Raw genomic sequence first — 12,641 nt, 5'->3', positions numbered from 1 at the left:
TCCATGAAAGAGCTAGTCAAGGCGATACACATAATAAACCTTATCAAAGCGAAAAACAAAATAGATGCAGTCGATGTACCAGAGCACTTCAAAAATGACGAGGATTTTTCGAAATTCCTGTTCAGAGGGGAGCTAGTACAAAATGGAGGCGCGGTAGTGAGTGCTCACCTCAAAGCTATCAAAACACAGCTGGGCAAGGTATTAAACCCTACCTACGAGAACTTTAAAGAAGAAGCAGTTCATTTAGAATTCTGTAAAGGTATCACCACATTTGACCAAATCACTAAATCCATAAATCTAAACGGCGGCACTCAAGGCGACAACTACATCGCAAGCCAAAACTTATACTTGTCGGCGATTTCGTCATTCCGGAAATTTATACCAAGCTTATATCAAGGTGATCTAGAGCTGTCTATTGCCCCTTTAAAGCTAAGACTCGCCATTGAGATCTACTTTAAAAATATGATTGGATTTATAGATGCAAAAACAGAATGCCTGGCAGGGGATAGGAAGGGAGAGATCAAACCATATCCACTATCGATAGCTGAGCTTTTGAACTTTTTTTCTAATCATAAATACAAAAAATACGCCAAAATACCAATGAGCATCAGCATTATTAAGGACATAAATTATTGGTCAAATAATTTAGTCCATACAGGCATCATAAGCTTTCCGTGGCAAACCATGACTGCATTCGACCTATTGAAGCCTCTTTTTTATACAGCGAGAGAAAATGGCGATAGACACCTTGAAGGCTTTAATTACCTAGATCGCAGCTTTAAGCAGAAGGACCTGATACGCGACCTGAATGCCTTCCTATCCCGCGGTACTAATAAAGTTGAAGTTCGTTGTCTTAAGAGGACCACACACCCACTAGAGGGCGCGTATTATTATCCAGATCCTAATGCTAACACCTAACCGGCTCCCTCCTGCGCCCGCAGCAATCCGACCTAGCTTGCTGTGGTAGCGGGGCAGCCTAGGACTTCTTAACCGTAATCGTCTTAGCTGGGGATCGTACCAATCCACCATCAATTTCTCGAAAATGAGCGCCCCCATATCCACCTAAGTAATCGGCATTCGAGATACACGAATTTACTCCGGTTAGAAGATCCGGACGATAGAAAAGATCGTATTCTATCGCACTAGGTACCCACCCGCTTCCATCGCCATCGCCATCGCAGCGTGGGCATAGCTACTCCAGTGCCGCCCTCTTCTCAAGCACAAGTACGGGCCTTAGCGGTTCAGGCAGAACCCGCAGTTTTGGCCTAACAATTTTCATGACTGGCGGGTGTTTTGAAGCGTTCGGATCAAGCTTTGGCTTAGGCCGGTGACCACAGCCTGATTATGGCCGAAGCGGCCTGGAGTGAGCGTCCGGTATTGGCCGATAGCTGCCGTTTGCGATAGCCAAATATTGGCCAACTGAGAAGCCGCGCAACCCGTTAGCCCACCACTCAGTTTGAGGGACAAGCATTACGCTGACATTCATCCGCGCCTTACCTCCATTGCCATCGTTTTTCTCCTTGCACTAAAATAAAACCCCATCGAAAAAACCGATACCCCCTCATGCGCTACTCCCCAGAAGCCCTCCAAGCCTTCGTAGAAGCCGCCGCCCTAGGCTCCTTCTCCGCCGCCGCTCGCAAGCTACGCAAAAGCCAATCCACCATCAGCGCCGCGATCGCCAACCTCGAAGCCGACCTGAGCGTAACCCTGTTCGACCGCCAAGCCCGTCAACCCATTCTCACCGAAGCCGGCCGCAAGGTGCTCGGCCATGTACAGGAGATCCTCGCCGCCAGCGAACGCCTGGACCAGTTGAGCATCCGCCTGGCGGACAAGGTCGAGCCGCGGCTGACGATCGTGTTTTCCGACATGCACCAGCTCAACCCGGACAACCGGGTGATGCAGCTCTTCGAGCAGCGCTACCAGGACATCGAGCTGGAATGCATGATCGCCGAGGCCGGCGATGTGCTGAACCTGCTGCAGAGCGGCCGCGCACACTTGGGCATGCTCGCCGCGCAACCCGGTTACCCGCCGGATGTGGCCGCTACGCGGCTGGCGGCGCAGGCGCAGATGGGGATTTTTGTGGCGAGCAGTCACCCGCTGGCGCAGCTTGCGCAGCCGACTCAGGCGCATCTGGTCGGGCATCGGCAGTTGTACTTGAATACCTACACCGACAGTGTGAACAAACCCCAGGGGCGGGTGTGGTCGGCGCCGGATTATCTGATGCTGCTGGAGATGACCGAGGAGGGCTTTGGCTGGGCCGAGTTGCCCCACGGTCTGGTCAGGCAGTACGGCCATGGCCAGCTCACTGAGCTGAAACTGCGCGGCTGGCCACGGCCAATCGCGGTGGATGTGGCGTGGTCGAAGCTGACCCCGCCAGGGCCGGCGGGGTTGTGGTTGCTCGATCGGTTGCTGGAAAGCAGCTAGGCGCGGGCGCCGGCCCGTTCCAACAGCACCTGCATTTCCTTGTAACCCCGCTGCCGCGCATGCTGCAGCGGCGTCACGCCTTCACCATCGGCCAGGTTCACATCCGCCCCGGCCTTGATCAGCTCGCGCACGATCTCGACATGCCGCTGGCCGCCGTCGCCGAGGATGATCGCCTCAAGCAGGGCGGTCCAGTGCAGTTTGTTGACGTGATCAACCGCCACACCTGCGGCGATCAGCAGGCGCACGGTGTCGACGTGGCCGCGTTCGGCTGCCGGTATCAGCGCGGTGCCGCCGTAGCGGTTGGTGCTGGTGAGGTCTGCGCCGTGGGCCAGGGTCAGTTTTAGTATGTCGTTGTGGCCACGGGCGCCGGCGTACAGGTAGGGGCTGTCTTCGATGGAGTCCTTGGCGTTGACGTCGGCGCCGGCGTCGATCAGTACCTTGGCGGCTTCGACCTGGTTGTTGTGGGTGGCCAGCAACAGTGGGGTCCGACCCATTTTGTCGCGGGCTTCACGGTTCGCGCCCTGGTCGAGCAGGCTGCGCACCTGTGCGGCCTGGCCTTGTTCGGCTGCGCTGCGCAGTTGGCTTTCGAGGGTGCCGCCGTCGGCACTGGCGGTCAGCGATGTGAGCATGGCAAATACCACGGCAAGGTGAGTGGACAGGCGTTCGAGGAGCATGGCAGTACCTCCTGGTGGGCGATTGCTCGCTGGTTCGGGCCATGTTAAAAGTCGGGCTCCTTATTTAGAAGTTAAATAAAAGCATGTCTGTCAGTGAAAAATCGAATAGGCCGCTGTTCGACCTCGACCTGTTGCGGGCGGTGGTGATGGTCAGCGACTGCGGCAGCTTTACCACGGCGGCGGCGCGCCTGCACTCGACCCAGTCGACGGTCAGCCAGAAGGTCCGGCGGCTGGAGGAGATGGTCGGGCACAAGCTGCTCGAACGTGGCAACCGCGACGTGCTGCCCACTGACGCCGGGCAGACGCTGCTCGGCTACGCCCGGCAGATGCTGGCCTACAACGATGAAATGCTCGAGGCGATGTCGGGCGCGACGGTGGCGGTGACCGTGCGCCTGGGCGTGCCGGAAGACTTTGCCGCCGGGCGCACCACCCATCTGCTCTCGACCTTCAATCGCAAGCACCCGCAGGTCAAACTGGAGGTCACCAGTGGCCTGTGCCGCGACCTCAGCGCCAGTTACGACAACGGCGAGCTCGACCTGATCCTGCTGAAGCAGCGACGCAACAGCCGTGAGGCGGTGGCCTGCTGGCCGGAGAAGCTGCAATGGATCGACAGCGCGAAAAACCCCGCCTTCGACCAGGACCCGGTGCCGCTGGTGACCTTCCCGCCACGCGGCCTGTACCGCGACGACATGATCGGCGCCATCGAGCGCATGGGCCGCCGCTGGCGCATCAGTTTCACCAGCTCCAGCCTCAGCGGCCTGCAGGCGGCGGTGGCCAACGGCATGGGCATCAGCCTGCTGCCGCTGCGCGCGGTCACCGCCGAGCATTTGCAGCTGACCTCGGCCCACGGCCTGCCGTCGATCGATGCCATGGAGGTGGCGATCATTCATCGGCCGACCGCCGACGCCATGGTCAAGGAACTGGCCGCGGAGCTGGCGCGCACCCTGGCGAGCGAGTAAGGCCTGCATCGATCTGCGCCATGCTCAGGTGCGCGGTCTCGCGCAGCAGGTAAGAACACAACGCCAGCAGGGCCAGTGCGGCGGCGCCGTAGATCGCCACGCCGAGCGGGTTGTGGTCGGTGGCGATAAGGATCGCCGTGGCCACGCTGGAGGCCGTGCCACCGCCCAGTGCCGCGCCAATCTGGTAGCTGGCGGAGATCCCCGAGTAGCGCATCTCCCGTGGAAACTGCTCGCCGAGAAACGCCGGGATCGGCCCCTGGGTCGCGCCCATCAAGGCGCCGACGGCGGCATAGGCCAGCAGTGAAGTCAGCAGGTCGTGGCGGTTCACCAGCGGGAAGAAGGCGAACAGCCCCAAGGCCATGATCAGCGCGCCGAAGATCATCACGCTGCGCCGGCCATAGCGGTCGGAGAGCAAGCCGAACAGCGGCGCTGATATGACGATGGCAATCGACAGGGTCAGGTCGAACATCAGCGCATCGGTGCTGCCATAACCCACCTGGGTCGCATAGGCGAGAAAGAACGTGCTGCCGATATAGGCAATGGTGCAGTAGCCAAAGGCGATGCCGGTGCACAGCAGCAGCTCGCGCGGGCGCTGGCGCAGGGCTTCGGCCAGCGGCATCGGCCGCGGTTTTTTCGCCTGTGGCGGCTCGACCGCGACAATGCGCAGGCGCGCATACAGGCCGACGAACACCAGCGCGCCGCCGAGCCAGAAGGGGATGCGCCAGGCAAAGTCGGCGAGGTTGTCGCTCAGGGCGCTGACGATGGCAAACACCGCCGCACCAAGAATCCCGCCAACGCCGATGCCCATGCTGGTAAAGCTGCCCCACAGCCCGCGCCTTCCGGGTGGCGCTGCTTCGATGCCGAACAGCGCCGCGCCGCCCCATTCACCGCCAGCGGCAAAGCCCTGCACCAGGCGCAGCAGTACCAGCAGCAACGGCGCGTACACGCCGAGGGTGGCGTGGCCCGGCAGGCAGCCGATCAGCAGGGTGCTCAGGCCCATCAGCAGCAAGGTGGTGACCAGCACTTTCTGGCGCCCGACCTTGTCACCGAAATGGCCGAAGACAATGCCGCCGATGGGCCGGGCGAAGAAGCCCGAACCGAAGGCGGCGAAGGCCACCAGGGTGGCGGTCAGGCGGTCCATGTCCGGGAAGAACACCTGCGGGAACACCAGCGCTGCGGCGGTGCCGTAGATGACGAAATCATAGAACTCCAGGGCGGTGCCCAGCCCGGATACGCAGAAGGTCTTGGCGGCCGACCTTGGCAGCGCGCCGTTTGCAGTTTCCCCGATCATTGTTGTTGTTCTCGTGCAGTGGCTGGCGCACGCGTGCACACAAGGGCGGCGCCAGCGGGGGTGGATGGAAGGACTAGAAGCGTTCGAAGCCCTGGCTCGCCAGCACGCTCGGGTTGCCGGCGGTGTATTCGAGCTGGCAGTTTTGCGTGTCGATGGCGATGCTCAGCAGGGTTTCCCAGCGTTGGGTGTCGGGCTGGCTCAGGTCGGGGTGGAAGCAGATCGGCGCCTGGCCGCCCGCGCCGCCGCACATTGCCTGAGCCCGAACGCGCAGGTCGGCGCTGTTCATCGCGCCAACCACCTCGTCCAGGTGCTGCAGGCGGCCTTCGGTATCGGCGCGGTCGGCGCTGCGTTCACCCAGGGCCAGCTGCGGGTCGAGGAAGTGGTTGGTGTGCAGCAGCCAGCCATCTTCGCGAGGCAGTACCAGGCCGGTGTGGGCCGGGCTCATCTCGATGCTCACCGCCCGTGGGCTGCTGTCCTCGCGGGAGAACACCGTCAGCACGGTCGAGGCGCTGACCGGCGCCGAGCGCGCCAGCTCGATGGCTTCCTGCACGCTGCTGGCGTCTTCCAGCACCCGGCGGGCGATGGCATGCACCGGTACGCCGCCGCTGTCGTTGTCGCTGTGGTGATGGAGGATGTTGAAGTGCAGGCCGACGCCGGCGCTGTTGACGCCGATCTTGCCGAGCATGCCGAACTCGCTGAACTGCTTGACGGTCATGTCGTGCTCGGTGGTCAGTTGCAGCAGCAGGCCGTGGGGCGCCAGGCTGTCGTGCCAGTCCCAGGTTTGCAGGCTGCGCGGCAGTTGCGCGCCGGCCGGGGCGAACACCGTGGTCGAGCATTCACCGTGGGTGGCGGGCATGGCCGCGAGAATCTCGGTGCGCGCGTTCAGGCTTGCCAGTTGCCACAGCGGCAGGCCGGTGCCCTGGGCGATGCCGATGACTTCGGCGGCCAGCGCCGGGCTCCAGCTTTCCAGGGCCGCCAGGCTGCGCTCGCCAATGGCCTGGACCTGCGCACTGTCGATGCCGACCCGGGGGAAGAAGCCCAGGTACAGCGCGGTGGTGTGGCGGATCTGCTCGGCAAAGCGCTCACCGATTTCGCGCCCGCGGGCCAGCGGCTGGCGTTGTTCAGTGACGTGGGTGTGGATTTTCACAACAGCGACTCCAGAGGGGGAAGGCTTCAGCGCGCGGCGGCGCGCTGGTAAACGGATTTGCCGGCGAACCAGGTCTGCAGCACCTGGGTGTCGCGCAGGTGCTCGGTATCGGCATGGAAGATGTCGCGGTCGACCAGCACCAGGTCGGCCTGCTTGCCCGGTTCCAGCGAGCCGATCTGCTGCTCCAGGCGCAGGGCGCGGGCGGCGTTGACGGTGTAGGCGCGCAGCATGCTGTCGAGGTCGATGGCCTCTTCGGCGTTGAGCACGCCTTTCGGGCCCTTGCGGCTGACTGCTTGGTAAATGGCCTGCCACGGGTCGGGGGTGGTGATCGGCCAGTCGCTGGCACCGGCGATGGTCGCGTCGTTTTTCAGCAGCGAGCGCGCCGGGTATTGGTAGTGGTAGGCCATGGCGCTGACGTAGGGCTGGAGCAGGTCGGTGGCCAGCTCATCGGCGCTGGCCCAGTACAGCTGCATCGAGGCGATCACATCCAGGGGTTTGAAGCGGGCGAACTCTTTCGGGTTGACCATTTGCAGGTGGGTGATCGAGTGCGGCACGCCGCTCTGGCGATGCTGGCGCGCCTGCTCGACGGCGTTGAGCGATTCACGCACGGCACGATCGCCAATGGCATGCACGTGCACCAGCCAGCCACGGGCATCGGCGGCGTCGACCAGTTCGCCGAAATGCGCCGGGTCGATCAGCAAATCGCCGGTCTTTTTCGAGTTCTTGTAGGGTTCGAGCAGAGCGGCAGTCTGCGCCGGAAACTCGGCCACGCCGTCGGCGAATACCTTGATCCCGGGAATGCTCAGGTTGGGCACGCCCTGGAACTGCGCGCGCACCTTGGCCAGCTCATCGAGGTCGGCGGGTTTGGCTTTCGAGTCGGCCACCAGCAGGGCGGCGACGTGCTGGTTGAGCTCGCCGTTGTCGGCCAGTTGCTTGTAGATCGGCAGCACGCCGAGCGAGGTATTGGTCAGGGTCACGCCCGGCGCATCGTTGGCGGTCGGGTCCATCCAGGCGGTAATGCCCAGGCTGTGGTAGTAGGCGATGGCTTCGCGGCCGGCGTCCAGCAGTTGCTCGGTGGGCGCCGGCGGTAGGTGGTCGATCACCTGGTACAGCACGCCTTCGGTGAGAAAGCCTGCGTCTTTGCCGCCGGTGGCGATCCCGGCGCGGGCGAGCATGGCGTCGTTGGCCCAGCCGGTGTGGTAGTCCCAGCCGATCAGCAGGATTGGTTGCCGGGCCCATTCACCCTGGTTGAAGCGCTGTTGGAACTGCTCGAGCTGGCCCCAGTAAGCCGAAGGCAGGCCGCCGAGGGTGAGGATGTCGCCACGTCGCGCAGTGCCGTCGCTGGCGGCGCTGCGCAGGCGCTGCTCAAGCTGGTCGAAGCTCAGTAGCTGGCCGTCGAGGTTGGCCTGGCGGCGCTGAAGGCCACCGCGCAGGGCATGGGCGTGGGAGTCGATAAAGCCGGGCAGCAGCACCTGCTGCTGCAGGTCGATCAGCTGGGTGCTGGCCTGTTTCAGGCGCAGCACCTGGGCGTCGGAGCCGACGGCGAGGATCTTGCCGTTCTCGATGGCCACGGCCTGTTGCAGCGGCTGGCCGGCAACGGCGGTGTAGACCTTGCCGCCATGCAGGATCAGTTCCGGGGCGGCGATAGTTTCTGCTGAGGAAATAACCAGGGCGCTGCAGAGCAGGGTGGGGAGCAACCGTTTCATGGGCCTGCCTTAAATTATTATTGGCGTTGCGCTAGATTATCCAGGCCCTGGCGGATTGATCATGCTCGGTTCTTACATAACTTTTGTGCCTGTCGGGAATAAATGAATGGATAAAATGACCGCGCTGACCATGTTCGTCGCGGCGGCGGACCACGGCAGTTTCAGCCGCGCCGCCGAGCACCTGGGCAAAACCCCGTCGGCCATCACCAAGGCCATTGCCCAGCTGGAAAGCGAGCTGGGTACCCTATTGTTCGAGCGTACTACTCGACGCATGGCCCTGACCGAAGCCGGGCAGATCTACCTGGAGGGCGCGCGTCAGGCGCTGATGCAGTTGCAGCTGGCCGGCGAAGAGGTCGACCAGTTGCAGCACGCACTGCGCGGCAGCCTGCGCATCACCGCACCGCCTGCCTTCGGCCCGGCGTTCCTCAGCCAGGTGTGCTCACGCTTCATGGCCGAGTACCCGCAGGTGCGCCTGGAGGTGGACCTCAACGACAACAACGATGACCTGGTGGACGGCGGCTATGACCTGGCCCTGCGCGACGGCCCCACCGACCTGCCGGAGCTGATCGCCCAGCCGCTGCTGGAAAACCGCGTGATGCTCTGCGCCAGCCCCGCGTACCTGGCGCGCAAGGGCATGGACGTGACCCTGGACAACTACGCCCAGCATGACTGGCTGATCCTCCGTCACCCGCAGCTCAGCCGCAGCTTCTGGTGGGTGGAGAGCGAAGGGCAGAGCATTCGCCTGCGCCAGCCGGTGCCGCGCCTGGCCAGCGACAACTACGACCTGCTGCTGACCTGCCTGCTCGAAGGCCAGGGCGTGCAATTCGTGCCGCATTGGAGCGCTGCGCCGTACCTTGAGCGCGGCGAACTGGTGGAGTTGATGGCCGGGCTGTGGCGAGCCCAGAGTGCGTTCGGGCCCTGGGTGCATGTGCTGTACCTGCCGCACCGGCGCAATACCCGCAAGGTGCGGGTATTTATCGACGCGCTTAAAGCGTATCTGCAGGATGCCCGCTTGGCAGCCATCTAGAGGGCTGGTACAGGTGCACGCGATTACGGCCCTGGTGCTTGGCGGCATACAGGGCGTTGTCGGCCTTGGACAGCAAGCGCGAAAGGTCGTGTTCGCCAGGGCCGCTGGCGCCGACGATGCCGATACTGACGCTGAGGAATCCCGGTTCCAGCATCGGTAGCGCGTAGAAGCTTTCACAGATGCGTTGCGCTACCTGCTGCGCCGTCTGCGCGTCGGTGTTGGCCAGCAGGCAGGCGAACTCTTCACCGCCGATACGGGCGAAGACATCCTCCTGACGCACGCTGTTGCGGGTGACCTGGGCGAAGGCGATCAGCGCCTGGTCGCCGGTCTGGTGGCCGTGGGTATCGTTGAGGCGCTTGAAGTGATCGAGGTCGCACAGCAGCAAAGCCACCGGCTCGCCACGGCGGGCGCAGTCGGCCAACAGCTTTTCGCCACGGGACATGAAGGCGCGGCGGTTGCCGACGCCGGTCAACGGGTCGGCATAGGCGGCGGCCTTGAATTTCAGCTCGGTGCGCTCGCGGACCATGGCCAGGGTCACGTAGGCGATGCCGATGGCGTAGAGCATCGACTCAAAGAGCATGAACGAGAAGAAACCGGTGCCGCGGCCGTTGCTGGTGATCGCCTGGTCCAGCGACACGCCGTGGTCGGCAACGGTACGCACGCAGTAGAAACCGGTGTGCACCAGCATCAGCAGCAGCGCTGGCAGGTAGGAGACTTCAAGCTGCTGGCGGCTGCGCCACAGTTCAAAGATCGACAGGCCGCCATACGTCGCCGCCAGCATCGAATACACCGTCACCCGCAGGCCCAGGTCGTCGTAGAAACCCGGCATCAGCCCCCACAGCGACCAGAACAGTGCGCCGGCCAGGATCCCCGGCAGGTGCGGCGGGCGGCCGGTAAACACACGCATGGCGGTCCAGTTCAGCGCCGCGCCGAGCAGCAGGACAATGTTGCCCAGCACCAGGGCGATAAAGTCGGGGGTCAGGCCGCGCAGGCTGATCAGGGTCACGCCGCAGGCGGCGAGCAGGAGCATGCTGCCCAGGTAGCCGAGGGTCCGCTCGCGTACGCCGCGGCTCCAGGCATGCAGGGTCAGCAGGCCCATCAGGGCAAAGATGAAAATGGCCACCAGCAACAGGGTCGGGATGCTCAGCAGCAAGGGTATCGCTCTCCGCTCATGGCCGGGTGGCCAACCGGCCAGCGCCGGTTTTCAGCGGCATGCTAGCCGAGCAGGTGCCACTTTGCCAGCCGCTCGCTGCCTTCAGGACAGGCTTCGGTTATGCTGCTGGCCGATCCTCAATCGGCGGACCACCCATGCCCAGACTGCCTTCGCTGACCGCCTTGCGCACCTTCGAGTGCGCCGCCCGCCACGGTCATTTTGGCCGCGCCGCCGCCGAACTGTGCGTCACCGACAGTGCCGTCAGCCATCAGATTCGCCAGCTCGAAGAGCAACTGGGCGTTGCGCTGTTCGTCCGCGAAGGCCGCCAGGTGCGCCTGACCAGCGAGGCGGGGCGCCTGCTCCAGCATTTGCAGCAGGCCTTCGAGCTGATCGGCAAGGCCTGCGACGAGCTGCGCGACCCGGCCTCCCAGGCGGTGCTGCGCCTGGCCGTGACCGCCGAGCTTGCGCAAAAGTGGCTGGTGGCGCGCCTGGCCGATTTCAGCAGCCGCTACCCGCATATCACCCTGCACCTGCACGAGCAGCCGATCGATGCCGGGGCGCCGGCCGCCGATATCGACCTGGCGATCACCTACGGCACCAGTTCGGTGGATGCCAGCACCCACTTCGTCCGGCCCTTGCCGCTGTTGCAGTTCTTTCCGGTGTGCAGCCCCGGGCTGTTCAACCTCGGCGGCCTCAAGCGCCCGCGCGACCTGGTGCGCCACTGCCTGCTGCACGACGACCAGGACGGCAAGACCTGGACCGCCTGGCTCGCCACCCACGCCGAGGATGCCCAGCCCGGGCGCCAGCTGTACTTCCCTCATGCAGCTTTGGCCCTTGAGGCGGCGGCCTTGGGGCAGGGCGTGGCCATGGGCGACAACCTGACCTGCCAGGCCGACCTGGTCAGTGGCCGCCTGGTGCGGCCGTTCAACGCCAGCGTCACCGCGCTGGGGCAATACGCGCTGGTGTGCGAACGCCTGCGCCTGGAGCGCGGCGCGGTGGCCGATTTCATAGAATGGTTCACCACTCAGATCGCCGAACCGTGAATTGAATTCATCAATCGCTTAGATTTCATCGTTGGAAGCCTTGGCCCGGGCGGCGTAGCGTGCAGCTATCCCCACCCACCGCAGAGGTTGCTCATGGCGCGTTCACTTACCACCACTCCCAAGGCCGATGGTTTCCGCCTGCCCGGCGAATTCGAGCACAAGGCCGGTTGCTGGCTGGGCTGGCCGGAGCGCCCGGACGTCTGGCGCAACGGCGCAAAGCCTGCGCAGAAAGTCTGGGTCGAGATCGTCAGCGCCATCGCCTCCAGCGAGCCGGTCACCGTCTGCGCCTCCGCCGCCCAGTACGCCAACGCCCGGCGCCTGCTGCCGCCGCAGGTACGGGTGGTGGAAATGACCTGCAACGACACCTGGTTCCGCGACAGCGGCGCGGTGTTCGTGGTCAACGATGCCCGTGGCGAAGTGCGCGGCGTCGACTTCGAGTTCAACGCCTACGGCGGGCTGGATGGCGGTCTGTACTACCCCTGGGACAAGGACGACCAGATCGCCCAGAAGATCCTCGAAATCGAGAACCTCGACCGCTACCGTGCGCCGCTGATTGCCGAACTCGGCGGAATCCAGAGCGACGGCCAGGGCAGCCTGCTGACCACCGAACAGTGCCTGCTCAACCGCAACCGCAACGCCCACCTGGGCAAGGCTGAAGTGACCCGCCGCCTGGAGGATTACCTCGGCGCCGAGCAGGTGATCTGGCTGCCGCGCGGCTGCAAGTTCGACGAAACCGACGGCCACGTCGACGACCTGGCCTGCTTCGTACGGCCCGGCGAAGTGGTGCTGCAATGGACCGACAACCGTGACGACCCGCAGTGGGAAATCTACCAGGAGGCCTACGACATCCTGCGCAGCACCCGCGACAGCCGCGGCCGCGAGCTCAAGGTGCACAAGCTGCCGCAGCCGGATGTACTGGAATGGACCGCCGAAGAAGCCGCCGGCCTCGACCAGGTCGACGGCACCCACCTGCGCCAGGCCGGGACCAGGATCTGCGCGTCGTACATCAACTACTACGCCGGCAACTCGGCGATCGTCGTGCCGCTGTTTGGCGACCGTAACGACCAGGTGGCCCAGGCGACCCTGGCCGAGCTGTTCCCTGGCCATCGCATCATCGGCATCGACAACTCGCGGGAGATTCTGCTCGGCGGTGGCAACGTTGCCTGCATCACCATGCCGCAATACGCCGGAGCAAAAATCTCATGAGCCTGCGCGCC

General features: G+C 63.7%; 11 protein-coding genes. 6 read left to right on the top strand and 5 right to left on the bottom strand.

Going from position 1 to position 12,641, the window contains the following annotated elements:
• The first annotated feature begins 3 nt into the window (after positions 1 to 3).
• Together LOY45_RS16455 and LOY45_RS16450 are read left to right on the top strand one after the other, a co-directional pair.
• A complete protein-coding gene (locus LOY45_RS16455) occupies positions 4 to 918 on the top strand; it encodes a hypothetical protein (RefSeq protein ID WP_258578023.1) in 915 nt (304 codons plus the stop codon).
• 645 nt (positions 919 to 1,563) lie between these two features.
• The gene (locus tag LOY45_RS16450; protein ID WP_258578022.1) at positions 1,564 to 2,424 is read left to right on the top strand and encodes a LysR family transcriptional regulator; all 861 of its coding nucleotides are present in this window, start codon (positions 1,564 to 1,566) and stop codon (positions 2,422 to 2,424) included.
• Here the strand turns inward: LOY45_RS16450 and LOY45_RS16445 are convergent.
• Positions 2,421 to 3,098, bottom strand: a complete 678-nt coding sequence (locus tag LOY45_RS16445; protein ID WP_258578021.1) for an ankyrin repeat domain-containing protein — start codon at positions 3,096 to 3,098, stop codon at positions 2,421 to 2,423. The two genes, LOY45_RS16450 and LOY45_RS16445, sit on opposite strands and share 4 nt — an antisense overlap.
• Positions 3,099 to 3,181: 83 nt before the next feature.
• On the opposite strand from LOY45_RS16445, the gene LOY45_RS16440 reads away from it, so the two are divergent.
• Positions 3,182 to 4,057 carry a LysR substrate-binding domain-containing protein gene (locus LOY45_RS16440; protein ID WP_115087582.1) on the top strand — a complete coding sequence of 292 codons (876 nt, stop codon included), beginning with the start codon at positions 3,182 to 3,184 and terminating at the stop codon, positions 4,055 to 4,057.
• On the opposite strand, the gene LOY45_RS16435 is transcribed toward LOY45_RS16440, so the two are convergent.
• The 3 genes from LOY45_RS16435 to LOY45_RS16425 all read right to left on the bottom strand — a co-directional run bounded on the left by LOY45_RS16435 (position 4,011) and on the right by LOY45_RS16425 (position 8,201).
• Positions 4,011 to 5,348 (bottom strand): MFS transporter, encoded by a 1,338-nt coding sequence (locus tag LOY45_RS16435; protein WP_258578020.1) that lies wholly within the window; start codon positions 5,346 to 5,348, stop codon positions 4,011 to 4,013. The two genes, LOY45_RS16440 and LOY45_RS16435, sit on opposite strands and share 47 nt — an antisense overlap.
• Positions 5,349 to 5,421: 73 nt before the next feature.
• Positions 5,422 to 6,495: a C45 family autoproteolytic acyltransferase/hydrolase gene (locus LOY45_RS16430; RefSeq protein WP_134062882.1), complete on the bottom strand. Its 1,074-nt coding sequence runs from the start codon at positions 6,493 to 6,495 to the stop codon at positions 5,422 to 5,424.
• A 26-nt stretch (positions 6,496 to 6,521) separates the two neighbouring features.
• The gene (locus LOY45_RS16425; RefSeq protein ID WP_258578019.1) at positions 6,522 to 8,201 is read right to left on the bottom strand and encodes an amidohydrolase; all 1,680 of its coding nucleotides are present in this window, start codon (positions 8,199 to 8,201) and stop codon (positions 6,522 to 6,524) included.
• Between the two features lie 106 nt (positions 8,202 to 8,307).
• On the opposite strand from LOY45_RS16425, the gene LOY45_RS16420 reads away from it, so the two are divergent.
• On the top strand, positions 8,308 to 9,228 hold the full coding sequence (locus LOY45_RS16420; RefSeq protein WP_258578018.1) for a LysR family transcriptional regulator: 921 nt from the start codon (positions 8,308 to 8,310) through the stop codon (positions 9,226 to 9,228).
• Here the strand turns inward: LOY45_RS16420 and LOY45_RS16415 are convergent.
• A complete protein-coding gene (locus LOY45_RS16415) occupies positions 9,188 to 10,381 on the bottom strand; it encodes a GGDEF domain-containing protein (RefSeq protein ID WP_233673725.1) in 1,194 nt (397 codons plus the stop codon). The genes LOY45_RS16420 and LOY45_RS16415 overlap by 41 nt on opposite strands.
• Before the next feature lie 155 nt (positions 10,382 to 10,536).
• On the opposite strand from LOY45_RS16415, the gene LOY45_RS16410 reads away from it, so the two are divergent.
• Together LOY45_RS16410 and aguA are read left to right on the top strand one after the other, a co-directional pair.
• Positions 10,537 to 11,424, top strand: coding sequence for a LysR substrate-binding domain-containing protein (locus LOY45_RS16410; protein ID WP_134062874.1), 888 nt, complete (start codon positions 10,537 to 10,539; stop codon positions 11,422 to 11,424).
• Positions 11,425 to 11,517: 93 nt separating this feature from the next.
• On the top strand, positions 11,518 to 12,630 hold the full coding sequence (gene aguA, locus LOY45_RS16405) for an agmatine deiminase (RefSeq protein ID WP_115087585.1): 1,113 nt from the start codon (positions 11,518 to 11,520) through the stop codon (positions 12,628 to 12,630).
• Positions 12,631 to 12,641: the final 11 nt, after the last annotated feature.

The sequence above is a fragment of the Pseudomonas wadenswilerensis genome, assembly GCF_024749185.1.
Lineage (GTDB): Bacteria > Pseudomonadota > Gammaproteobacteria > Pseudomonadales > Pseudomonadaceae > Aquipseudomonas > Aquipseudomonas wadenswilerensis.
Note: the sequence above shows the minus strand (reverse complement) of the source record. Positions and strands in the feature narration are given on the sequence as shown.